Annotated in this window: 15 protein-coding genes; 13 read left to right on the top strand and 2 right to left on the bottom strand. The window is 43.5% G+C overall.

The window, feature by feature from the left end:
• The first annotated feature begins 7 nt into the window (after positions 1 to 7).
• The 4 genes from MHH50_RS26360 (at position 8) to MHH50_RS26345 (ending at position 10542) form a co-directional block, all read left to right on the top strand.
• Positions 8 to 7378, top strand: coding sequence for a pectinesterase family protein (locus MHH50_RS26360; protein WP_340033658.1), 7371 nt, complete (start codon positions 8 to 10; stop codon positions 7376 to 7378).
• 208 nt (positions 7379 to 7586) lie between these two features.
• Complete coding sequence (locus MHH50_RS26355; protein ID WP_076130480.1) at positions 7587 to 8513, top strand: DMT family transporter; 927 nt, start codon at positions 7587 to 7589, stop codon at positions 8511 to 8513.
• 162 nt (positions 8514 to 8675) lie between these two features.
• Entirely contained in the window at positions 8676 to 9464 is a 789-nt protein-coding gene (locus MHH50_RS26350) for an isocitrate lyase/phosphoenolpyruvate mutase family protein (RefSeq protein WP_340033657.1), read from the top strand.
• 7 nt (positions 9465 to 9471) lie between these two features.
• A complete protein-coding gene (locus MHH50_RS26345) occupies positions 9472 to 10542 on the top strand; it encodes a trifunctional transcriptional activator/DNA repair protein Ada/methylated-DNA--[protein]-cysteine S-methyltransferase (protein WP_340033656.1) in 1071 nt (356 codons plus the stop codon).
• A gap of 37 nt (positions 10543 to 10579) precedes the next feature.
• Here the strand turns inward: MHH50_RS26345 and MHH50_RS26340 are convergent, their stop codons facing one another.
• Positions 10580 to 11245: a TetR/AcrR family transcriptional regulator gene (locus MHH50_RS26340; protein WP_076281962.1), complete on the bottom strand. Its 666-nt coding sequence runs from the start codon at positions 11243 to 11245 to the stop codon at positions 10580 to 10582.
• Positions 11238 to 12440 carry an MFS transporter gene (locus MHH50_RS26335; protein WP_076310243.1) on the bottom strand — a complete coding sequence of 401 codons (1203 nt, stop codon included), beginning with the start codon at positions 12438 to 12440 and terminating at the stop codon, positions 11238 to 11240. The genes MHH50_RS26340 and MHH50_RS26335 overlap by 8 nt, the downstream gene beginning before the upstream one ends.
• A gap of 261 nt (positions 12441 to 12701) precedes the next feature.
• Between MHH50_RS26335 and MHH50_RS26330 the strand changes: the two genes are divergently transcribed.
• From MHH50_RS26330 to MHH50_RS26290, 9 genes are all read left to right on the top strand, one after another.
• On the top strand, positions 12702 to 14240 hold the full coding sequence (locus tag MHH50_RS26330; RefSeq protein WP_076184797.1) for a response regulator: 1539 nt from the start codon (positions 12702 to 12704) through the stop codon (positions 14238 to 14240).
• A 19-nt stretch (positions 14241 to 14259) separates the two neighbouring features.
• Positions 14260 to 16062: a sensor histidine kinase gene (locus MHH50_RS26325; RefSeq protein WP_076130481.1), complete on the top strand. Its 1803-nt coding sequence runs from the start codon at positions 14260 to 14262 to the stop codon at positions 16060 to 16062.
• A 17-nt stretch (positions 16063 to 16079) separates the two neighbouring features.
• Positions 16080 to 17615 (top strand): response regulator, encoded by a 1536-nt coding sequence (locus MHH50_RS26320; RefSeq protein ID WP_340033655.1) that lies wholly within the window; start codon positions 16080 to 16082, stop codon positions 17613 to 17615.
• Positions 17616 to 17730: 115 nt separating this feature from the next.
• Positions 17731 to 19437 carry a sugar ABC transporter substrate-binding protein gene (locus MHH50_RS26315; protein WP_340033654.1) on the top strand — a complete coding sequence of 569 codons (1707 nt, stop codon included), beginning with the start codon at positions 17731 to 17733 and terminating at the stop codon, positions 19435 to 19437.
• An 87-nt stretch (positions 19438 to 19524) separates the two neighbouring features.
• Positions 19525 to 20493 carry an ABC transporter permease subunit gene (locus MHH50_RS26310; protein WP_076130468.1) on the top strand — a complete coding sequence of 323 codons (969 nt, stop codon included), beginning with the start codon at positions 19525 to 19527 and terminating at the stop codon, positions 20491 to 20493.
• A 59-nt stretch (positions 20494 to 20552) separates the two neighbouring features.
• Positions 20553 to 21455 (top strand): carbohydrate ABC transporter permease, encoded by a 903-nt coding sequence (locus MHH50_RS26305; protein ID WP_139329891.1) that lies wholly within the window; start codon positions 20553 to 20555, stop codon positions 21453 to 21455.
• A 47-nt stretch (positions 21456 to 21502) separates the two neighbouring features.
• The gene (locus MHH50_RS26300; protein WP_340033653.1) at positions 21503 to 23035 is read left to right on the top strand and encodes a glycoside hydrolase family 43 protein; all 1533 of its coding nucleotides are present in this window, start codon (positions 21503 to 21505) and stop codon (positions 23033 to 23035) included.
• 44 nt (positions 23036 to 23079) lie between these two features.
• A complete protein-coding gene (locus tag MHH50_RS26295; RefSeq protein WP_340033652.1) occupies positions 23080 to 24099 on the top strand; it encodes an endo-1,4-beta-xylanase in 1020 nt (339 codons plus the stop codon).
• A gap of 82 nt (positions 24100 to 24181) precedes the next feature.
• On the top strand, positions 24182 to 26236 hold the full coding sequence (locus MHH50_RS26290) for an alpha-glucuronidase family glycosyl hydrolase (protein WP_340033651.1): 2055 nt from the start codon (positions 24182 to 24184) through the stop codon (positions 26234 to 26236).
• Positions 26237 to 26292: the final 56 nt, after the last annotated feature.

Here is a 26292-nt window from a genome sequence, read left to right as displayed (position 1 = left end):
GTCTTGTATGAAGAGAAAATGGTTATCCGGGGCGCTGGTTGCGAGTCTTCTTGCAACATGTATGCCATTTGGTGGTGTCGAGGCCGCTTCTTTGGAAGCGCTTCCTGCTTTTCCGGGCGCGGAAGGCGGCGGCAAATATGTAACCGGCGGAAGAGCTCAACCTGTGTATGAAGTAACGACGTTGGCTGATTATGGTATCAAGGAAACTCCGATCCCCGGCTCCTTCCGCGATGCGGTAAGCCAAAGTAATCGGACCATTGTTTTTCGAGTGGGGGGAACCATCCATCTGAAGGAATCCCTCAAGATTACCGGCTCAAATCTGACGATTGCCGGGCAAACGGCTCCAGGTGACGGAATTACAATTGCCGACTACACAACCTCTATTGAAGCTGACAATATTATTATGCGCTATATGCGTTTCCGGTTAGGCGACCGGGTAGCTAGTGAAGATGATGCTTTTGGATCAAGGTACCATAAGGATCTCATTATCGATCATAGCTCATTCAGCTGGTCGGTGGATGAAGTGGTCAGTCTGTATGATAACGAGAATACTACTGTGCAATGGTCGATATCCGCTGAAAGTATGCTGATGACGACGCACCAGAAGGGACGTCACGGCTACGGAGGAATCTGGGGTGGCAAAAATGCCAGTTTCCTTCACAATCTGATTGCCCATAGCACCAGCCGCAACCCCCGTTTGCCGACGGTGACCAAATTGGTGGACCTGACGGAAATGTCTAATAACGTTATCTATAACTGGGGATTCGCTTCGACCTATGGTGGGGGTGCAGAAGATTATCGATATAATATCACTAACAATTATTATAAAAATGGTCCAAACACCTACACCAGTGTAAAAAATCAATTGTTTGGGGAAGTGTCACCAGAAACCCGGTTGTTTATAGATGGGAACATCATGGATGGTAATCCGAAGGTTACTGAAGACAACTGGAAGGGTGTGCAAAAGTATTCGGATATCTCTAAGCTTACGGAGCCGGCAAAGATGCCTAACCCCTATGCGGCAGTGTCGGCGGAGGAAGCCTACGTAAATGTAATGGCTGATGCCGGTGCCACTCTGCCAAGGCGTGATGCTTACGATGCGCGGGTCATTAATGATGTGAAGAATCGCACTGGACAGCATATTAATTCACCTATTGAAATAGGCGGTTACCCAGACTATACAGAGACAGCTTCCAATGTAATCGACATGGATCATGACGGTATGGATGACAGCTGGGAGATTGCTAATGGACTAGACCCTACCGATTCTGAGGATGGTAAGAAGACGACGTTATCTACGGAGGGCTATACGAATCTAGAAGTGTATCTGAATGATCTGATTGTTTTGGGAAAAGCAGGGAATGAGCATACAGACAATCCTGTAACCGCTATCAATTATCCTGTGAATAACCAAATCATAGAGTCGGGCAACAATGTGAAGGTTACAGCCTCTGCCAGTGATAGCGATGGTATTGCTAAGGTGGAATTTATCGTTAATGGTGTGAAGCAAGCCGAAGCTACCACAGCACCTTATAGTTTCGATTGGAACAATGTGCAGGATGGTACCTATTATCTCGTTGTTCAGGCTATAGACAATAAGGGTCTCAAGACACAATCTGATAACGTGGCTATTCATGTCAACACGTCTGGATCCGTTCTTCCTTGGACTTCGGTGGATATTGGCCATCCAGGGATAGCGGGAGTGACTACGCTTCATCCGGATAGCGGGAAGATTACGCTCAAATCGGCTGGACTTATCGGAGCAACATCAGAGAGCGAAACGGCTGTTGATAATTTTCAGTTTGCTTATCAAACCCTGACAGGCAATGGTGAAATTATTGCTAGAATCGACTCCGTAACGGGAACTGACGATTATGCCAAAGCAGGTGTCATGATTCGTGATAATCTCAATGAGAACTCTAAAATGACAATGCTGGCAATCCCTTATGTCAAATATGGCAAGAAGGGAGTTATGATTACCCGCTCCACCACAGGAGCCAAGGTGGTAAAAACAGAACCGGACAGCTTCATCAATACACCTTATTGGGTGAAGCTGGTTCGTCTTGGTAATGAAGTGACAGGTCTGGTATCGCCGGATAAAGTAACATGGAGCAAGGTAGGCACGGTGAAGCTTGACCTGAATGATACGGTTTATTTTGGTCTTGCAGCCGATGCCGCTAAGGTAGATAACGAGGTTAATCGTTATAATGCATCTGTCTTCAGTGAGGTGGAGCTGAAACCGCTTAGTGATCAGTTTCCTACTGCGCCCCGTGGTCTTACAGCGACAGCAGGTGAGGAAAAAGTGAAGCTGAACTGGGAGGATGTTGGTTCTGCCAAGTCGTATAGTGTTAAACGTAGTGAGGTTTCAGGCGGTCCATACAAGACGATCAATACTGAAATTAAAGATAGCCTGTATACTGATTCCGGACTCAGCTCCGGAAAAACTTATTACTACGTGGTCAGTGCTGTGAATGAGCTTGGTGAAAGCTTTGATTCCGATGAGGCCAGCGCTACGGCTGAAGGTGAAGCAGGTAATGTGTATTATGTGGATGAAGACTTTGAACAGGTTGCTGTGGGTGTGACACCAGAGTATTATGATGTGACTCCCAATCCACAGACTGAAATTCAAAAGGTTATTGTATCTCCCACACCGTCTGACAGTAAGGGGAATACGTCAGATCAAGTGTTGAATGTGTTCGATGGTGCGAACGGCAGCGTGCAGTTTATCCGCAAATTCGCGCCAATTACGGGTGCACTCGTTATTGACACTGACTTTATGTTTGCGACAGAATCGGGAACCTCGGTGTTCCTGCAGGCCCAGAGTACAGATGGAAGCAAAACGGCATTCTCCATTGAGAGCAGAAAGCCAACGCTTCCTGAAGCTACAGGTAAATATACGCTAACCATGAGTAGGGGAAGCAGTCAGTATCATCAACTGATGAACTCTTATTCCCTAAAACAATGGTATAACCTGAAGCTAAAGGTGGATGTGAACAACGATAAAGTGGATGTATATATCGATGATCAGCCTGCGGGCTCTTTTCCGTTCACAACCACGAATTTCGCCAGCTATGGCATTGGGCGTATTTTGTCCAAGACACCGGGCGGCGGCTCAGGAAATTATTACTTAGATAATTTAAAGATCTATGTTGAGCCGATTGAAACACCGCTTGGACTGACTGGACTTCCAGGAAACCAAGCAGCCCAGCTATCCTGGCCTGCTCTTGAAGGGGCAACTTCCTACAATATTAAGAGAAGTCTTAAGAGCGGGGGGCCTTATGAGACTATTGCCAACGCTATTACAGAGACATCATATATTGATACTGAAGTTACCAACGAAACTACCTATTATTATGTTATCTCGGCGATGGCGCCCACTGGTGAATCGGGAAATTCCAATGAAATTAGTATTACCCCATCCGCTTTGGCGGTGAAATTGCCTGCGCCAGAATCGTTCGCGGCTATAAGCCGGAATGCTCAGCTGGATCTCAGCTGGAATGCTGTGGAGAATGCAGCCAGCTACAGCATCAAGAAGTGGAATGAGACTTCAGGCAGCTATGAACTCGTGGCAAAAGAAATCGCCGGCACAACTTACCGCGTCGGAGGTCTGGCCAACGGGCAAACCTACCGTTACGTCGTATCTGCAACAAATGTGGCCGGAGAGGGAAAAGAATCAGCGCCTGTTGAAGCTACTCCGCAATCTCCTTTGGGAACGCCTGTGGTTTCCATTGAAGCTGGTGACAGTGTAGTGAAACTAAGCTGGCCAGCGATTGAGGAGGCGAACCAGTATATTGTCAAACGTGCCTCATCGGCGAAAGGTCCTTATGAAGTGCTCGGGTCTGATTTATCAGACACAAGCTTTACTGATAGTGGGCTCGTAAACGGAACACCGTATTATTACAAAGTCAAAGCAATAAATGGTACCCGTAGTAGTCTAGATTCAGCTGTTGCCTCAGCGGTTCCATACCAGAATTCCGGCCAGCCGCAGGCTCCACAAGGAGTTAGTGCTGAGCCTGGCAACACTGATATCCATCTGACTTGGAATGTAGCTGATGGAGCTAGCAGCTATCAAATTCTACGCTCGGAGAGCGGTGGCAGTTATGCGGTCGTGGCCGACGGCATCGAAGCAACCGATTATACCGATAAAGGCTTGAGCAACGGGACTGCCTATCAATATGCGGTAATCGCCATCGGTGATAAGGGTGCCAGTCTTCCATCCGAGGTGGTCAAGGGAATTCCAGCTCCTGTCATTATTGTTGCTCAGAATGGGACAGGAGATTATAAAACGATTAATGACGCTATTCAAGCAGCACCTGATAATAGTGCCCTAACCACGATTATTAAAGTGAAGAACGGCACGTATAAGGAGAAGGTGCTTGTACCTTCTAGTAAGATGAATATTAGTATCATCGGTGAGAGCCGGGAAGGTACCGTACTTATTAACGGTGACTCCGCGAAAACCATTGGCTCAGATGGTAAAGAAATGGGCACCAGCGGCAGTTATACACTAAAGGCTGCTGCAACTGATTTCACACTGGAGAACATGACGGTTGAGAACAGTGCTGGGCGGGATGCCGGTCAGGCAGTCGCTTTATATGCTGAAGGAGACCGGGGAGTGTACAGAAATGTTAAGCTTCTAGGATATCAGGATACCCTGTTCGCAGATAAGGGAAGAGCCTATTTCGTCGACAGCCATATTGAAGGTACAGTGGACTTTATCTTCGGTAATTCCGCTGCTGTATTCGAGAATAATGTGATTCAAAGTGCGGGTGCTGGCTATGTTACTGCGCCTTCCACGGCAGCGGGTAAGCCTGGTTATGTGTTCATCAATAATCGACTAACTGCCAGTGAGGACGTTGCTGCTGGAACCGTTGACTTGGGCCGGCCATGGAGAGAATACGGCAGCTCTACCTTCATTAATACGGAGCTGGGAGCTCATATTCGTGCTACTGGCTGGCATGAATGGTATGAAGGTCGTTCCAAAACTGCACGGTTCTCTGAGTTTTTAAGTTACGGAGAGGGTGCTAATGAAGCTTCACGTTACAGCTGGTCCAAACAATTAACAGCAGAAGAGGCGGCTGCCTATACGATTGAAGCTGTGATTGGTGGAAGTGATGGCTGGAATCCACAGCAATCCAAGATCTTAGTGGGTCAAGAGCAGATACCTGAGTTACATGTCTCTTCAATTACTGTAACGGGTAAAGATGGAATTAGCAGCATTGAGTCGAAGGGCGGTGCCTTGCAGCTGCAAGCCTCTGTGCTTCCAGAAAATGCGACGAATCCTAAAGTTATCTGGACGGTAACTGAAGCAGATGGGATAACCTCTACGGATAAAGCGGTTATTAATGAGAAGGGCTTGCTGACAGCTAGAAAGAACGGTAGCGTACAAGTAACTGCGCGAGCTATAGATGGAAGTGGAGTATCCGGAAGCCTAGAGATTAACATCAGCGGACAAGGTGAGATTGCCCGTAATCTGCCCGCTGCAACGCTGAACGGACCGGTCACAGTGGCGGCAGGACAGGATTTCACTTACCGTGTAGGGCTTACAAATGTTACTACCTCCGTCTACAAGGAAGTGTATGCTGTAGACTTTACCATGGCATATGACGTATCTGGTGTGGAATTCGTATCCGCTCAGACCTTGCCAGACGGATTCAGCATCACTCATATTAATGAGGACAGTCCAGGTCTAATAACAGTTAGTGTAGCTGGAACGGAGGCAGGAAATATCCTGACCGATGATGCGGAATTCTTAGAAATGATCTTCAAAGCGAAGAAGACAACCCGTGAAATCACCGTGCCGCTTGGATTTATTTCTTTCCGGGGATCCAACACAGATGTTGAATTTGACATCCTGCATGAGGCACAGTCGGTTGTTCATGTCATTCCTATATCCGTCATGGAGATAAAAGTCTCCTCCAAAGATAATGTGAGCGAAATCAAGTCAGGGCAAACCCTGCAAATGGCAGCTGTAGTCCTGCCGGACCATGCATCCGATCCAGGAGTGAGCTGGTCAGTGGTGAATGAGGATGGATCAGCTACTGAGCGAGCATCTATTACGGATACCGGCTTGCTCACTGCAATTGCAGCAGGCAAGGTAACCGTGAAAGCGACAGCTAAAGATGGCTCTGGTGTTGTAGGCATGATGTCCATTGAGATTATGGCAGAATCGCAGGTTTCAGAATCGGGCGGTACTTCATCTTCAACGACAGTCAAACCAGTGAAACAACCGGAACCAACTGTGAACGCAAATGGAGTTACTCTTTCCGTGACAGCGGATGTGAATGGTAAAGCTATCGCAGAGGTATCCTCAGCGATTCTGCAACAAGCAATTGGCTCAATGCAGAATGGAGTATTGAGAATCACAGTGAAGCCAGCCTCTGCCAGCTCGGTGGTTGAACTGACCTTGCCAGCTCGTGAGTTGGCTGGAGCAAAAGCAATTCAACTTTTAGAAATAGACATGGGATTGTCTACGTTCCGAATAAATGCTGACCTGCTTCTTGAGATGGCAGGATCTGACGCCGCAAGCGTGAAGCTTGTAGTTGGCAAAGTTGACGCGAAGACACTGTCGCTTCAGACAGATGTCGGGGATATTTATGAGTTTAAGTTCTTTGTTGATGGCAAACAGTTTGACAGCTTTGGGCGTGGACTGAAGGTTGAACGGGATTACAAACCAAAGACAACTTCAGGTGTAGAACAAATAGTAGTCTACCAAATCCGTGAAGACGGGACTGTGGAGGTGGTTAGAAACTCTCAGTTTAATCTGACAACTGGCAAAATCATCTTTAGACCAGACAATTCCAGCAGATTCGCAGTAGCATATGCGGAAAATTCCTTTAAGGATATCGCTGGACTAGGCTGGGCACAAAATAGCATTCAAGCCCTCGCCGCCAGAGACATCCTGAATGGCACCGGAGATCATAACTTCGGGCCACAGCTGAATGTAACTCGGGCACAGTTCCTAAAGATGCTGATGCTTGCATTAGAGCTAGAGGAAAGTAATGCGGCAAGTACATTTAAGGATGTTTCGCTGGATGCTTGGTACTACAGCTCCGTTGCTGCTGCTCAGCAGCTAGGAATTATTCAGGGCAGATCTGATGGAACCTTCGGTGCTAATGAAACAATTAGCCGTGAGGAAATGGCGTTGATGGCTTATCGTGCAGCACAGCTCGCTAAGCTTACGGTCGTGGAAGTGGACCAGCCAGTGAATTTCAATGATGCCGCTGATGTTTCAGCCTACGCTCGTGAGGCTGTACAATTCATGAGCGGAGCAAAGATTATTCAAGGTGTAGGAAAAGATAACTTTGCACCTAAAGCCAATACAACTCGTGCTCAGGCAGCTGTTATTGTCTATCGATTGTTCCAGCTAAATCCTTAAATTTCAAGTTGACACCCTGTGTGATTTATCATATTATGATTGGAGTTGTTATAAGTAAATAAACCAAACTCTATCCAGTGGATGGAGTGGCGGAATTTTGTCAAAGATGTATTCTTTGGTTTCAATCGCCCCTTGTCATTTCGATGACAAGGGGCTTTATTATGTTAATGAGCTTGCTCAAGAGAAAGGGAAGAGGTTTACGATGAATATGAAGTTATTTAAATATGCTTTACTAGTTTTTTTAGGCGCTTGTAGTTATGGCTCACTCTCTACGATCGTCAAGCTTGGAATGAACGATGGCTTTAGAATGAAACAATTGGTAGGATCACAATACTTTTTTGGATGGTGTATGCTGCTCTTGCTGGTCTTATTATTTTCTCGAAAGAAATTAGGGTTAAAAACAGGCGGGAAATTATTAGCCGCTGGGATCACCATCAGTTTAACTGGCATATTTTATGGCTTCGCCGTTGAACAATTACCTGCTTCGATTGCGATTGTACTGTTATTCCAATTTACTTGGATCGGTGTAATTCTGGAGGCAGTTGTAGATCGAAAACTTCCTAGTCGGGAAAAAGTGATTTCGATGGTTATCCTTCTAATTGGTACAGTATTAGCGGGGGGCATCCTTGAGCCGAGTATAGGTGGAATTACGACCACTGGTGTGATTTTTGGCTTAATGTCAGCCGTGTCGTTTGCTTTCTATATTTTTGTGAGTGGACGAGTAGCTACGCAGGTGCCTGCCGTTAATAAAAGCTTGTATATGACCACTAGTGCAATGGTTATTATTATGACTGTTTTTTCGCCTTCGTTTTTATATGACGGTGCGATTACCGATGGGCTTTGGAAATACGGCCTACCTCTAGGTTTGTTGGGCATCGTAATTCCAGTTCTGTTCTTTTCGATCGGGGTTCCGAAGCTAGGTTCAGGTCTAGGCGCGATTTTAGGGGCAGCGGAGTTACCGGCAGCTGTAGTAGCCTCCGTGTTAGTTCTGCAAGAAGAGGTATCATTACTTCGCTGGATCGGGATTATCGTAGTTCTGATCGGGATCGCAGCTCCACAAATCCTACCGATGGGGACAGGGAAAAAGTCATCCAAACCATCACCGAAGCAATCACTCCGTAAGGTAGAACTTTAATCGGCAAACTGGCATCGATGGTATGATCTGATCCTGAGAGGATTAGATTATCTATCGGTGTTTTTTTTGTGAAAAAAAAGATTGGTGTTAATTTTTCTGGTATCGATAATGGATGTCTATTATATAGTGGTTCTATTCTTAACTAAATGGAGATGACCACTTATGAACACTAAAAACTATGACTATTTTAAAACGCTGCATGATCAAAAAAATCCACTGATCCTGTACAACTGCTGGGATGTAGCCTCGGCTAAAGCAATAGAGCAAGCTGGATCAAAGGCGCTAGCAACCAGCAGCTATTCCATGGCGGAAGCGTGGGGATATTCGGACGGTGAACAGCTTACATTTGAGCTTATGCTTTGGATGATATCAAAGATTGCCGAACGAGTAGCAGTTCCATTGACCGTAGACATCGAAGGTGGATATGCTATAGATGAGGATATTTTAGCGCATAACATGGAGCAGTTATTTCAATTAGATATCTGTGGTATCAATTTTGAAGATCAGATCGTAAATCATCCTAACAATGAACTATGGGAGACCAGCGAACAAAGCCGGAGGATCAAAACCATACAACAAGTAGCCTCCAAACTGCAAAAGCGCGTGTTTATTAACGCTAGAGCGGATATCTTTTTCAAGGCTAAGGAACATTCGATGGATCTAGTGAATCAAGCTATAGAACGTACCTATGCTTATGCAGACGCTGGAGCGGATGGGATTTTTATACCGGGGCTCGCTGATCCAAGCTTGATTGAACAATTTGTTGAAAAATCGCCACTGCCTGTGAATATTATGGTTATGGACGGTATGCTTTCAAATCATGAATTGCAAAATATTGGCGTGAAACGGATTAGCTATGGACCGCGTAGTTTCTTTCAGGCACAACATAACCTCCAAGAAAATGCCCGGCAAATGCTTGATGCCTCAGGACTTTATTTAGAAATGAGCTAACCACACTATGATAACTAATGAGCAGGATATCGATAAATATTATAAGATGCTGGTCGAGAAAAACTCGAATTATGAGGGCGTATTTTTTGTAGGAGTGAAAACAACGGGCATCATGTGTAGGCCAACTTGTCCCGCTAAAAAGCCATTAAAAGAAAATTGTGAGTTTTTTGCTACAGCCAAGGAAGCCTTATTAGCTTCATATAGACCTTGTAAAAGGTGTCAGCCGCTATCCAATCCAACAAAAATGTCTCCTGAAGTAAAGCTGCTTGTAGAAGCTATTGAGAGCAACCCGGAACGAAAATGGACAGATAAAGATTTTGATGAGCTGTCTATTAGTGCAAACACGGCACGCCGCCAATTTAAGAAACAATTTGGAATGACCTTTATCGAATATGCACGTTCTAGACGTTTAGGACTGGCATTCAAACATATTAGGAATGGGGATTCAATCATTAACGCACAACTGGAAAGCGGGTACGATTCGAGCAATGGGTTTAGGGATGCTTTTTCACGAACGATGGGGACTGTCCCGAATCATTCCAAGCAGATTAAAGTGCTGTACTGTACTTGGATAGAAACGATATTGGGTTCTATGCTGGCCATCTCCGATGAAGAGAGTCTTTTACTGCTGGAATTTGTGGATCGCAAGGGACTTGAAAATGAAATCAAGAGATTACGCATTCGCTTAAATGCAACTATATTACCTGAAAAGGTAGCCGTCCTTCACCAAATTGAGGAGGAATTGAAGCTGTATTTCACCGGTGAACTTACGGAATTTACAACGCCGGTTCGTTATCTGGGCTCAGACTTTCAGCAAAAGGTGTGGAATGAACTCCGGAAAATACCTCTGGGACAGACAGATTCTTATAAGGAGCTTGCAGAGAAAATCAACAATCCTTCTGCTTGCCGCGCTGTAGCAAGGGCGAATGGCACCAATCAACTTTCAATCTTGGTTCCATGTCATCGAGTGATAAATAGCAATGGTGAATTGGGGGGCTATGGAGGCGGGCTTGCCAGAAAAGAATGGTTAATCAAACATGAGTCTAACCGCTCCTTAAAGCAGAATAATTTCATTTAACTACTTCTTTCTATTACGGAGAAAGTGATGGGTCCCCTTACTTCAAGGCAGGAGATTCATCACTTTCTGTACTTAAATACTGAACTAACATGTCCACAAATCGGTTAGCAATTTGAATATCCTGAAGTTCGTTGTTGAAATCGTCTTTGGAAATCAGGCTCATTTTCTGCAATAAACCCATCATAGACGTGAAGATGAAATGAGCAGTGGATAAGGGTTCTGTATCAAATTTTAATGATCCATCTTTAACTCCGGCCTCCAGAGCATCCATTAAGAAATGTCGTTCTTTACCCCGCATCACAAAATTTCTGTAATTTTCTTTGAGTTCTTTACTGTAATCATAGGCTTCAAAATGCAAATCGAATAGAAGAATGAATTTGATGTAACCTGGGTGTTGCCGGGCATAATCAATCCAAGCATTAAGCATCGAAGCAAGCATTTGCTTACCATTCATTTCAATTGAAGAAGGTGCGTTTCTAACAAATTGCGTCATGCTCTCCAGGATTTCCATCTGGACCTCAAAAATCAGTTCGTTCATGGACTGGAAATGCTTATAAAAGGTAACCCGGCTTACACCAGCCACGTCGCAGACATCCTTAATATTAACTTTGAGAAAGCTTTGCTTCATAAAAAGATCCTTCGCCGCAGCAATCAATTCTTCCCGGTTTCTGTTTTTTAAATTCTGGTGCCAGTTCTCAGTCATGGGTTACACTCCTTTCTTGTTCTTTTTTTGGTTTTTGTAAGGTGATGAAAAAGGCAGATGCCAGGATAATTGCCCCAAAAATATAGGGGATATCCATGTGTTTGTCAAACATCAATCCCGCTAAAATGGGTCCAAGTATGTTTCCTATGCTGGTATACGTTGTATTTAATCCGGCAGCAAATCCTTGCCGATCACCAGCTGAGTTGGCAATCAATGTACTTACTGTGGGTCGTAAAAAAGCATTAAAAGCAAAAAATAAACCGGATACAACTAATAAATAACCTAAATTGATCTTGAATATCATCAACAATAAGGTTATAGCGGTCATCACCAATGATATACGTATAAGCTTTATCTCGCCAAGTCTCTTAATCAGATGATCAAGCAGCCAGATCTGCACAATAATGCCTATAATAGCACCAACCGTAATAATGATTGAGATTTTCGTTGCATCAAAACCGTATTTTTGTTCCACAAAAAGGGCGTACACCGTTTCATAATTCATCAGACCAAATGTCATGATTAGAATGAGCAGAAGATAGCGGAAATAGGACGTCCGGAATGAATTTACGATTTGATTACGAATAGATTCCCGAGGGGCCCATTTGTTAACGGGTTTCCGTTTTTCCTTTGGGAGTGTCTCTGGCATATAAAAACAAAGTATCGTAGCGATAAGTCCAAGTCCACCCGCAAAAAAATAAGGCGTCCGTATGCCAAACCCAGCGATAATGCCGCCTAACCCTGGACCAAGTACCATACCCAAATTCATGGAGGCCCCCAAGTACCCCATACCTTTAGCGCGGGTTTCATGGGTGGTGATATCAGCGACGTAGGCCATATTGGAAGGAACCATGATTCCGATACCTATACCCCCAATAAATCTAGCGACATAGAGTAGGGGCAATGTCGTAGAGACAGCAAATATCAGATCTGAAAGTACGGTTAAAAACATTCCGGAAATGATCATTGATTTTCTTCCCCATTTATCCGAAAGCTGTCCCCCTATAGGTGAAAAAATAAACTGTGCTGCTCCAAAAGCTGCAATAAGATATCCGGCAGCAGCCCCTGACGCATTAAACAGCTTCAGATACTCAGGTAGAATGGGAATAACCATACCTTGCCCCAATAAAGCGATAAATAGATTCAACATCAGAATGAAAAGTGGAAATCTAGCAGACTTAGATAAGCTGCTCATATCTTAGCCCTCCCATATGGTTTACACTATGTAATTCTTTACTCAATGTAAACCATGATAATGGAATGATGGGCCCTTGTAAAGGTGTATCTGAAATTTAGGATACGTCGTTTTTTGTACGTTTTTTCAAGTAAAAAAAGTACTGTTTTAAACAAAAGAAGGAAAATTTATGAATTCACATCATTATCCAAGTATGATAGCATGATCTATATATTTTGGTGTAAAGCGCGGGCTTAACTTAATAAGATTGGAGCGAACATCATGCTTAAGGTTCTGATCGTGGACGATGAACCCTGGGTTCTTGAGGGGCTAAGGACGATGATCGACTGGGAAAAATTCGGTTATGAAGTTTGTGGTGAAGCTCAAAACGGCACGGATGCGATGAGGCTTATCCAGGAGAATAAACCGGAACTGGTTCTTACGGATATTAATATGCCTGTAATTAACGGACTTGAGCTTATTACAAAGTTGAATGAGGTCATGGAGAAACCTCCTAAATTTGTGATTCTGTCTGGATATGATGACTTCAAGTATGCACGTACGGCATTGCGCCAGCGGGTAAATGAATATTTATTAAAACCCATTGATGATGAAGAAATAGAGGCTTTATTAAGCAGGATCACTCCAATAATCCAAAATGAAATCGCTTCCAATGAGGAGTTTGATAAAAAGCAATTTTTTATCGTAAATAATATCATCAACCGCCTGATCCAAGGGGAGTATAACGAAAATTTAGAGCTTCTAACCCGAAACACCTTGAAGCTTCAAGCGGATGCAGAGTTAATGTGTATTCTTATCGAACCGGCCTCCTCTATGAATCCATTCCAACCGCAGATAAGTGATTATTTTTCCGAGGAACACTTCTGCTTCTTTCAAGACGGATCGGGAAGAGCGGGGATCATTCTTCAGTCTGCTTCTATCGGCAATGAGAGCCTGGAGACTATCGTCAACCAGATGCATTCAGATCTCACTGAACAATCACAGGAGCTGGTCTTTCTAGCACTTAGCAGCAGAATGGTCGGGGTGAGCTCGATTCGAGAGATTTATAGGCAGGCACTTGAGGTATGGAAACGAAAAACGCATCAGCAGAAAAGAGGGGTCTTTTATTATAGTGAGCTTAGGAGCCTGAAAAAGGAAGAACCTCATGAGGATCATTTCAGACAGCTGCTGCATAAGGTCCAAACGAATGATACGGAACAGATCCAGCCTTGTGTAAAAGAAGCGTTCACTGCTTTCGTTGAGAATCTGTTGACCCTTGAAGTTGTAAAAGCAAAAGTGGCCCATTTAGAGCTTACGATCTGTAGAATTATAGCTCAAATGAATGGAGACCCGGATACGATTATGATTAAGCTTCAGCAAGAATACGGAAATCTAGGTGAGCTTAGTGATTATTTTATATTAAGCCGTTATGTACAAAGTCTGTGTGAACGGGCTGCCGTCTATCTGTCTGAACTAGAGCAGCAGAATGAACAAAATACGATTTACAAGGTTATTCAGTATGTGGATCGGGAATTTCGGAATAAATTAAAGCTTCAGGATTTGGCACAACAATTTCATATTAATTCTACCTATTTGGGACAACTGTTCAGAAAGCAAACGGGTCAGGGTTTTAGTGAATACCTAAATGCCAAACGGATTGAAGAGGCAAAAAGTCTGCTGAAACGAACACAGCTAAAGATATCGGATATAGCGGTGCAGGTGGGATTCTCTAACACTGATTATTTTATAGATAAATTTAAGCTGCTTGTAGGGGTAGTACCATCCGTGTATAAAAATGAGAATAAGAACCAACAGCTCTAGGGGAAGCAAGGTGTTTCATATGGAGAGAAAAAAATTCAGATTTAGAAAAGTAGTGAATGATATTCCCTTGAATTATAAATTTTCCCTTATTTATATCATAGGTGTTCTTCTCCCTATCATTATTATTAACCTTGTTTTTTTGGATCGGATTTCCGATCTGATCAAATCCAGAGAGCAGCAGAATCTGGAGATATCCTTAGAAAGAGCCCGAAAGGATATTCATGATTTCATTGAAGGTGGGGTAGCTGTCAGCTATACGCTTTCTGCTGATAAGAACCTGTATGAATTACTTGAGCGGACGTATGGAAACTCTATTGAATTCTATGACACTTTTGATGAACAGCTAAGAGGCCGCATGAACAGCTATATGCCGGTGAACAATCAGATTGAACGGATTACTGTATTCACGAACAATGATTCCATTGTTTCTGGCAGCAACTATCAGGTCATCAATGAAAAGGTAATGAACAGTGAATGGTATAAGCAGTCGAAGGCTGCGAATAAACATCTGTTTCTTGCCGCTTATCATATGAGTGATATCTCTAGTGTGATTTCTACAGCGCCTTATTTGAGTGTTATTGAGCGAATGGACGCTTACAGCTCATACAATAAATTTGAAAAGCTGCTTAGAATTGATTTGGATCTCAGTAAAATATATGACGTGATTATCAGAGAAAAAGATTACTTGAGTCTTTATCTGGTTAACGAGCAGGACGAGATTATTATGTCTGCACAAAGCGGGTATCAAAGAGGCACCACGGAACCTTATCCCGTGTTCAAGCTGCAGGATGATGAGCGCAAGGAGGATGTGCATATTGTACCCGTCGGCGGAGCTAGTTATATAAAAGGCTGGCGGATAATAGGAATTACACAAGGTGAGCGTATTACCCAAGCGATAATGGAGATTCGGATTTATGCAGGGATTCTGGCGTCTATTGTCACGCTAATCACAACCGCTTTTTTATATGTGATGTTAAGATCCTATAATTATCGGGTGAAACGGTTATCCAGACATATGCAGAAAGTATCCAATGAGAAATTTGAGCTGATTCGGATTGATGAAGGCCAGGATGAGATCGGGGGCCTGATCCGTAATTTTAACAGGATGACCACTACCATTAATTCCTTGATCAATGATGTATATAAACTGGAGATTCAAAAAAATAATCTGGAGATGGAAAGAGTAAGGGCTGAGCTGAATTTCCTGCAAAGCCAGATGAATCCGCATTTTCTGTTTAATACGTTAAATGCCATTTTGGTGGTCTGTACTAAAAATAATTACTCAGATGTTACGGATATCATTAAGAGTTTATCGAAATTACTTAGACGGCTGCTGAGCTGGAAAGAGGATCTCGTTACCTTGGAAGAAGAAATGACCTTCATTGAGATGTATTTGAAAATTGAAAAATTCCGGTTCAGGGATAAATTCGACTATCAATTTGAGATCGATGAGCAGTCGCTTCAATATAAGATTCCCAAGCTAAGCATGCAGCCGCTCGTTGAGAATTCCTGCAAACATGGTCTACAGGCCATAGAGGGACTAGGTGTGATAAAAGTGAAGACGTTAGTGGAGGAGGGACGATTAAAAGTTACCGTCTCTGATAACGGTAAAGGGATAGAGCCAGAGAAGCTGCAAGAATTATTAGGTAATGTTCAAAATGAAGCGTCATCAGGAACGAACATCGGAATCCGCAATGTGTACCGCCGATTAGAATTGTACTATGAAGATCAGGTCCGTTTTGATATCAGCAGCGTTCCGGATGAAGGGACCATTGTCACTTTTGACATTCCACTAAAACTCCTGGAACGGAAGAATAGCTAGAAAGTGAGGGACCTCCTATGAAATACAAAGTATTATTGATCGATGATGAGCCTAGTGCTCTTGAAGCGATGCAACTGTGGATTAATTGGCAGGAGCTTGGCTTTGAGGTATGTGGAACCTCCAGCAATGGCAAAGAGGGGCTGGAGCTAATGAAACAGCTAGAGCCAGATCTTGTAATTACGGATGTTAATATGCCGCTAATGAATGGGCTGGAGATGGTCGCAGCTTGGCAACAAGCTGAGATTAAGGAGATCAAATTTGCCATACTAAGTGGTTATAGTGAGTTTGAATATGCCAAGACAGCTATACACTATGGAATTAATCATTATCTGATGAAGCCAGTGTTTCCCGAAGAGGCGGCAGAAGAATTGCTGGAGATATATCAGGAGCTGGAGCAGGAAGCTCAGAAGCGCAGTTTAAATCAAATAGCCTCCGCGGAGGAGGCTGTTTCTCTCCTGAAAGGAATGCTGCATGAGAAAGCTGAGCAGTCGAATCAGGAGGTACTTAACCGACTATCGAAAGGTAAAAGCCATTGGAATATTTGTTTGATACAGACAGAGCCGGTTTTATATACGGAGATCAGAGAGCAAGCCTCAGTCCTCCTAACCGATAAAGATTCTATGTTTCTGATGGATCTGGAGAGTCATTGTTTTGGAATCGTATATGGATACAATTCATTGTCCACTGAGGGAGCTGTGATCGATCAGATTGCAACTCCTTTGCTGAATGAACACCCCAAACAAGCTTTATATATTGCAACAGGTGCTGGTGTAGGCTCCTTGCTTCAGATCGGGAACAGTTTCCGAATGGCGAAAGAAGCATTAATGTATTATTTTTATTATTCTGAAAATGTAGAGATCCTGACTTATCAGGAGATTAAGGATAGTCCCTTTAGTTATCATTATGATCAAATTCAACTGATGGATGACTTGATAAGACCGATTAACACCCTGGACTCCGCAGGCTTTAGCCAAGCTGTGAACTCGGCAGCCCGCAGTTTCCGGGAACAGCGCATCGCTCCAGAGGTTGTGAAGAAAATTGTTATTCATATGATGTATAAGATTATTGAGTTTACCTCGGAAGCCAGTGAAGTTCATGAGTCCTCCTTATCTAATCAAATTAGAATCCCCGCGATGTTAGACTCAATGATCACCTTGACGGACTTAATGCGTAATTTGCTATTCTGCGGCGAGGCCAGTATCGATATCCTTCTTAAGGAACAAAACCTAAGATCACAGGGGATTGTTCAGGAGATTAACAATTATATTGAAGAGCATTTTCGCGAATGTCTTACCATTAAGAGACTATCAGAGGTGTTTTTCCTGCACCCGGTATATCTGGGCCAATTATTGATCAAGAAGAACGGTATTAATTTCAATGAACAGCTGCATAACCTCCGAATAAAAGAGGCAGTACATTTACTTCAACAAAATAAGTTAAAAAATAGTGAAATCGCTGAGAAAGTGGGTTATGGCAATTATAGCCAGTTCCTCAAGCAATTTGAAAAAAAGCTGCATATGAGCCCTAACGAATTTAAAAACACTAATACCTAAACTTTTTGGGGGTACATCTTTAATTCTGGCGTATTTTCAGAAGATTATCACCTCTATAATTTAAGTTGTAAGGGCTTACAACATTGTTACACCAACAAATATATGGAGGTGCTTTATGGGGGGCAAGTTAATATCCAAATGGAAACTTAGTCTGATTGCTGTGTTATCCCTAAGCTTTACCTTAGCAGGGTGTGGAGGAAATAACAGCAACAATACGACGGCTAAGGGAGAAGACAAACCAGCAGAAACAGCCACTTCAACTGCTGCAGGAACAGATTCTGATAAGATTGAACCTTTTGAAATTAGTATCTTTCTTGGAGAAGCAGGCCAGCAACCAACACCAGATAATAAAATCTACAAAATGATTAAAGAAAAAACAGGCGCATCCTTCAATTTCGAATTCTTAGCTGGGGATCTTAACCAGAAGCTAGGCGTAATGATTGCCGGTCAGGATTATCCGGATTTGATGACTGCCAATACCAAGCTGACAGGAGCGGAAGCTTTTATCCCGCTTGAAGATTTGATTGAACAATATGCTCCAAACTTGAAAGCGCATTACGCAGATTACTGGAACATGATGAAAGACCCGAATGATGGACATATTTATACGCTTCCGAATTATGGTGCGTATAACGGTAAAGTGAATACAACCTATTATGCAGGTCCTGCTTTCTGGATTCAGAAGGACATCCTGAAAGATGCTGGTTATCCAAAGGTGAAGACCTTGGACGAGTATTTTGACCTCATTGTCAAATATAAAGAAAAAAATCCAACCATCGATGGAACGCCAACCATCGGATTCGAAATTCTTAACAACGACTGGAGAAACTGGGGATTGTTTAACGCTCCTCAGCATCTGATCGGGCACCCGAATGATGGCGGAGTGGTTGTTAATGATAACGTTGCAGAAATCTTCGCAGATAAAGACTATGCTAAGCAATACTATCAAAAGCTTAATGAAATGAACCAATTGGGCGTTATCGACCAAGAAACATTTGTGCAAAACTACGATCAATATTTGGCAAAACTGTCCAGTGGAGCCGTTCTGGGAATGTTTGATCAGCACTGGAACTTTGGTTCAGCAGAAGATTCACTCCGGACACAAGGTAAAGATGAAAGAACTTATGTAGGACTTCCACTTGTGTTTGATACCAGCACTAAAGATTATTATCTGGATCGCCCAGCGCTGAACTTGAATAATGGCTTCGGGATCAGTATCAATGCCAAAAATCCTGAAAAAATTATTAAACTAATGGATACATTGATTCAAGAAGATTGGCAAAAAATCTTCACTTGGGGTATCGAAGGTGAAGATTATCAAGTGGAAAATGGCCGCTTTATAAGAAATGAAGAACAACGGAAGAACGCAGTTGATGCTACATGGAAGCTCAGCAACAAAGCAGATGCTTGGTATGCTACAGCTCCGAAATTGCAAGGATTCTTTGAGGATGGAAACTCAACAGATGCTGCGGCTCAACCAGAAGAATACCGGGCTGCACTCAAGCCGTATGACAAGGAAATCCTTGATGCTTATGGCTACAACAGTTATGTGGATTTCTTCAGCGAGCCTGAGCCGAACCCAGTAGCTTATCCAGCTTGGTCCATAGATCTTGTTGAAGGCTCAGATGCCAAAATTGCCGAAACGAAGCTGAATGAATTACGAACCAAGTACCTGCCAAAAGCAATCTTGGCCAGTCCATCAGAATTCGATAAGGTTTGGAATGACTTTGTTGGAGAAATTGGTAAAGCGAATGTCAAAGCCTATGAAGACAAAATCAATGAACAGCTTAAATGGAGATTTGATACTTGGAGTGTTAAATAGTTAGAGCTTGCTTAAAAATCAGAAAGTGGTGGCTTATTAGGCCAACCACTTTCTGAAATATATGGATGATGTGGGGAGAAAACATATATGGATGAGATATTAACGGGGAAAAAAGTTAACCGGCATCCTAAAAGAAAAAAGAAGCAACCGATTACTATGACCTTGATTAAGAATCAGAAACAGCTGATTTGGATGTCGGTTCCATTAATGCTTTATATTATACTATTTGCTTATGTTCCCATCTGGGGATGGACGATGGCTTTCCAAGATTATAAACCAGCTAGAGCATTTAGTGAACAAACATGGGTGGGTTTAAAACACTTCAAGTTTCTTTTTACGGACGATAGCTTTTTGAGAGTACTGCGCAATACGTTGGCCATGGGCCTAATTAATCTAGTTCTAGGATTTGTGACTGCGATAATACTGGCATTGCTGCTTAATGAGATCAAAAATGTATTTTGGAAAAGAACCGTTCAGACCATATCCTACTTGCCTCACTTCCTCTCTTGGATTATTGTAACAGGCATTGTAGCTACTTCTCTTTCGGTTAATGACGGGATTATCAACATCGTGCTCATGAAATTGCATCTCATTGATTCACCGATCCTTTGGTTGAGTGAAGGGAAGTATTTCTGGGGTATTGTAGGTGCTTCACACGTCTGGAAAGAAGTCGGATGGAGTACTATCATCTACTTGGCGGCTATCGCCTCTATTGATCCGGCTTTATATGAAGCTGCTGAGATTGATGGAGCGAACCGGTATAAGAAAATGCGTCATGTAACTTTGCCGGGCATGAAAGCAACCATTGTAATCCTGTTAATAATGTCCGTAGGACATGTACTGGAAGCTGGATTTGAGGTTCAGTACTTGTTAGGAAACGGGCTTGTCGTAGATTGGTCGGAAACGATTGATATATTTGTATTGAAATATGGTATAGCGCAAGGGAATTATTCCTTAGCTACCGCGGGTGGTATTTTCAAAACAGTCGTAAGTGTAACGTTGCTGCTATTAGCTAACTGGACTGCGAAGCGGCTAGGGGAAGAGAGGCTGTTATAATCATGGAAAAAACTCAATTGATTCCTCAAAAATCTCCAAAAAGTAATGCTGGAAACCGGATGAAAAATCTGAGGTTCGAACCCGTAGTGTTCAGCACCTTCAATACTATATTTATGGTTTGTCTAGTTATTGTTACCTTGTATCCATTCCTGAATACTATAGCAGTCTCCTTTAATGCGGGGAATGATACCATCCGCGGCGGCATTTATTTATGGCCTAGAGAGTGGACCATACAGAACTACAAAGCGGTTTTTGCCTCAGGTACAATTTATAATGCTTTTTGGATTTCGGTAGCACGAACAGTGATATCTACGATCCTGAATCTATTCTTAACCACGATGCTTGCGTATACGTTAAGCCGGAAAGAATATGTTTTCCGCAAACATATTACCTTTATATTCGTCCTTACCATGTATTTTAGTGCGGGTCTGATTCCAAACTATTTCCTTATGAAGGATCTTCATTTGCTCAATTCGTTCTGGGTATATGTAATCCCGTCCATGGTAAGTGCATTTAATATGATCGTTATCCGTACTTATATTGGTACCTTACATGAAAGTCTTATGGAATCTGCAAGAATCGACGGTGCCGGGGAATTCAAGATCTTCATGAAAGTAGTCTTCCCTTTGTGTAAACCTGTTCTTGCTACCATCGCCCTTTTTGTTGCAGTAGGTGCGTGGAACCAATGGTTTGATGCGTTTATCTACACCTCTTCCCGCCAGAACTTGAGTACATTGCAATATGAATTAATGAAGCTGCTATCCTCTACTATGAACTCGAACAGTAACCCTAGTGTAAATAACGGGACCGGGATGACTCAGGAGTCGGTACATGCCATGGTTACACCAATCTCCATACGGGCAGCCGTTACGATCGTTGCTTCGGTTCCAATTTTGCTAGTTTATCCATTCATGCAGAAATATTTTGTGGTCGGTCTAAATGTAGGAAGCGTGAAGGAATAAGGAGCTTGCAATCACTATTAAGTAATAGGAAGGTTGTCTGTTAAATTATGACCCCATCTTCAATCACATACACGAATCCGATACTTCCAGGCTTCTATCCTGATCCAAGTATCACTCGGGCAGGGGATGACTACTATTTAGTTTGCAGCTCCTTTGAGTATTTCCCTGGCGTACCTATTTTTCATAGTCAGGATTTGATTCACTGGACACAAATAGGTCATGTGCTCAATCGTGTAAGTCAGCTGGATACTCGTAAAAGCAAGAGCTCTGGGGGGATATTTGCCCCAACGATCCGGTATCATGAAGGAACGTTTTACATGATAACGACCGAAGTACACGGGAAAGGAAATTTCTATGTTACGGCTACGGATCCTGCGGGTCCGTGGTCAGATCCGATTAGTATTCCTTATGGAGGAATTGATCCTTCCCTAATGTTTGATGAGGATGGAAAGGTATATGTAACCACCCAGCAGGGGGCAGATTATGACTCCCATGCCATCCAATATGAGATAGATATTGCTACGGGAGCAGCGTTAACAGAACCTGTTGTTATCTGGACTGGGGATGGCGGACCTTGGACGGAAGGACCCCATTTGTACAAAATAAATGGAATGTACTATATCATGACGGCTTCAGGAGGAACGGCTAAGGAACATCGGGAGATCATTGGCCGCAGCTCCTCTCCATATGGACCGTTTGAACGATTGCCGTATCCAATATTGACGCACAGCGGTACTGACAATCCCATTCAGTATTTAGGGCATGCCGATTTGATTGAGGATCGTAACGGGGATTGGTGGGCCGTATTCCTTGGGGTAAGACTAGTAGATACAAAATTCACTGTGCTTGGAAGAGAGACTTTCCTTGCTCCGGTAAGCTGGACTGAAGACGGATGGCCGATGATCGATAATAATGAAGACACAGTTGGACTGGAAATGAAGGTTTCACGTGTACCTGGTCAATCGCCAAAACCTGAGACTAGTGGAAGATATGATTTTGATGATCAAGTATTGCCGCTGGGATTAGCCTTTCTGCGGAATCCGGCTGAGGGAAGCTGGTCCTTAAACGAAAGACAGGGATGGTTATCTCTTCGAGGACAATCTGCAGGTCTCAGTGAAGTAGGCCAAGTGGCTTTTGTAGGCAGAAGACAGCAGCATACTTCGGCAGAATGGAGCACGCTGCTTGAAATGCCTTCATCTATTGCTGATGTGGAAGCTGGACTTTGCGCCAGATTAGATGAGAATGCTCATTATGAAATTGGACTTGTTCAAAAAAACGGGCAAACAGTGATTACAGCTCATGTGACTATGGATGGAATAACCCATACAGTGGCAGAGGTTCCAACTACTGCCGAGCGAATTTATTTGAAAGTTAAGGCTGAGCTTTCCGAATACAGCTTCCTTTATTCTTTGGATGGGCAGGAGTGGAATAAGCTATCAACAGCAGCAGCGTACCCATTATCTCCTCAAGCCGTAAAAGGAAATGGATTTACGGGGGTTCTTATTGGATTATATGCAACAGGTCATGGCAAGGTGGCTGAGGTGCCTGCCTACTTCGATTGGTTCGATTATCAGTCTTAATTATTCGAATACTGATATAAATGCTTTTGTCAGGAGGGAACTTGTTGAGACAAGCTAGTGATTACACAGAACTTGCACTAAAAACAATATTTGCTGAGGATTTCAAAATTGGCGCAGCCGTTAACCCGATGACGATACAATCACAGGAGCACTTGCTCGCCTATCATTTCAATAGCATTACCGCTGAGAATGAGATGAAGTTTGAAAGTCTGCATCCGCTTGAAGACATTTATAACTTTAAACTAGCAGATCAGTTGGTTGCGTTCGCCCGAAAACATCATATGGCTATGCGTGGGCATACTTTAGTCTGGCATAACCAGACTACGGACTGGTTGTTTAAGGATAAGAAGGGCGGGTGTGTAAGCAAAGAGACATTGCTTGCACGGCTCAAATCACATATTCAGACCGTGGTTGGGCGTTACAAGGAAGATATCTATGCTTGGGATGTTGTAAATGAAGTTATTGCAGATGAAGGAGAAGAACTTCTTCGCCAGTCAAAGTGGCTGGACATTGTCGGACCGGAGTTTATCGGCAAAGCGTTTGAATTCGCTCATGAAGCCGATCCTAAGGCTTTATTATTCTACAACGACTATAACGAGTCTAATCCTCTTAAGCGTGACAAAATCTATAAAATGGTGAAGTCGCTGCTGGAACAAGGAGTGCCGATCCATGGCGTCGGATTGCAAGCCCACTGGAATCTATACGATCCGGACTTAGATGAAATACGTGCTGCTATTGAGAAGTATGCATCTTTAGGGCTTCAGCTCCAATTGACAGAGCTGGATGTGTCCATGTTCCGTTTCGATGACAAACGAATGGATTTAAAGGTTGCACCTGCCGAACTGCTCGAGCTACAGGCAGAGCGCTATGAAGCGATGTTTGCTCTGTTGAAAGAATACCGCGACGTGATTAGCTCAGTCACTTTCTGGGGAGCAGCGGATGACTATACATGGCTGGACGGCTTCCCTGTTCGGGGACGGAAAAATTGGCCATTTCTATTCGATGAGCAGCATAATCCTAAGCCAGCGTATCACCAATTGCTTAACGCTGTCACCAAATCATAGAGCGGGTAACCTGCTCAAGCTTGCGAATCATGAACCCGTCCTTTTCAATCCAGGGCGGGTTATTTATACGGGAGGAATAAACATGACAAATACCGCTTATGAGGCTTGGCTCAATTATGGTCAGCTGAAATCAGGATCTCTATACAATCAATATATAGATTGGTGTGTTGAGTTGGTAGTAACGGAGGACAACGAGACGATTCAGGCGGCAGCCGCGGAATTCATACAGGGGATGACCTCTATGCTGGGCAAAGCGCCACTGCTCACAGCGAAACCTGAAGGACCGTGTATCGTTATAGGAACCTTCCAAGGGGGGAATCCATTAATTAGTAGAGTATTCGCAGGAGAACGAACCGATTCACTGGGTCCTGAAGGTTTCCTTATACGTACAAACGCTACTGAGCAATGTATCGCTGTCGGTGCTTCAACGCCTGTTGGAATATTGTATGGCGTATTCCATCTGTTACGGCTGATAGGAACAGAAAGCGAAATAGACGCTCTGAATTTGTCTATGAGTCCGGTGAACGGCCTGCGAATGATTAATCACTGGGATAATTTTGATGGCAGTATTGAACGTGGCTATGCTGGACGGTCCTTTTTTTACGAGTCCAATCAATTTCTTAACGATACAAAGCGGCTGCGTGATTATGCCAGATTGATGTCCTCTGTGGGGATCAACGCGATTTCGATTAACAATGTGAATGTTCATGAGCTTGAATCTCTATTTATAACGGAGCAATATTTGCCTGATATCGCGTTAATTGCAGGAATATTCCGCGTATACGGAATTAAGCTATTCCTCAGTGCTAACTTCGCCAGTCCGATACAGATCGGAGCATTAGAGACAGCTGATCCACTGGACCCAGCGGTGCGGCAATGGTGGAAAGATAAGGCGGGTGAGGTTTATCGAGTGATCCCTGATTTTGGCGGGTTTGTGGTCAAAGCAGATTCAGAAAATCGACCTGGACCATTCACTTACGGGCGTGACCATGCCGATGGCGCTAATATGCTGGGAGAAGCACTGGAGCCGTTTGGCGGAATCGTGATTTGGCGTTGTTTCGTATATAACTGCAAGCAGGATTGGCGTGACCGTAAGACAGATCGGGCCAGAGCAGCGTATGATCATTTCAAACCATTGGATGGCCGATTTAATGATAATGTAGTGCTGCAAATCAAGAACGGACCGATGGATTTTCAAGTTAGAGAACCGGTATCTCCGCTGTTTGGCGCACTGGAACATACCAATCATCTGATGGAGTTTCAGATTGCTCAAGAATATACAGGGCAGCAGCGGCATCTCTGTTATCTCGTTCCACAGTGGAAAGAAGTCCTTGATTTCAATACTTATGCCAAAGGGCAAACTACGCTTGTGAAACATATTGTGGACGGATCGGTGTGGGGAAATAAGTATAATGGTGTGGCTGCTGTAACTAATGTCGGGGATGACATGAACTGGACGGGGCATGGGTTAGCTCAAGCCAATCTGTATGGATATGGGAGATTAATTTGGAATCCGGAGCTGACGGCAAAAGAAATAGCTGAGGAATGGATTCGCCTTACCTTTGGCACTGATAAAGGTCTAGTGGCTGCTATTCGCGGGATGTTAATGGACTCATGGAGGATTTACGAATCTTACACAGCTCCATTAGGTGTGGGCTGGATGGTTAATCCGGATCATCATTATGGGCCGAATGTGGATGGATATGAATACGCCAAGTGGGGAACGTACCATTATGCGGATCATAAGGGCATTGGTGTGGATCGTTCAGTCAAATCGGGAACGGGGTATAGCGGACAGTATATGGGTCTTAACGCATCAAATTATGAGAATCTAGCGTCTTGTCCAGAAGAGCTGCTGCTGTTCTTCCATCATGTTCCATACACGCATGTTCTGCAATCGGGGCAAACGGTTATACAACATATCTACGATACTCATTTCGAGGGGGCAGAGCAGGCTGCACAGCTTCTAGCAACATGGGAATCACTTGAAGGCAGCATGGAGAGTGGATTGTATGTACAAGTGAAGCAACGTCTTGAAGAGCAAGCAGAGCATGCGCAGGAATGGAGAGATCGGATCAATACGTATTTTTACCGCAAGAGCGGAATTGAGGATCTTAAAGGCAGAAAGATTTATTAGATTTCGATTCGAGGGATGATGATAGTGAGCCTCACGATTAGAGCGATTTTGAAAGA

Origin of the sequence: Paenibacillus sp. FSL H3-0302, assembly GCF_037982245.1 — a bacterium.
In the GTDB taxonomy this organism is placed as follows: domain Bacteria; phylum Bacillota; class Bacilli; order Paenibacillales; family Paenibacillaceae; genus Paenibacillus_AQ; species Paenibacillus_AQ odorifer.
This window is presented reverse-complemented; position numbering and strand designations above follow the sequence as displayed.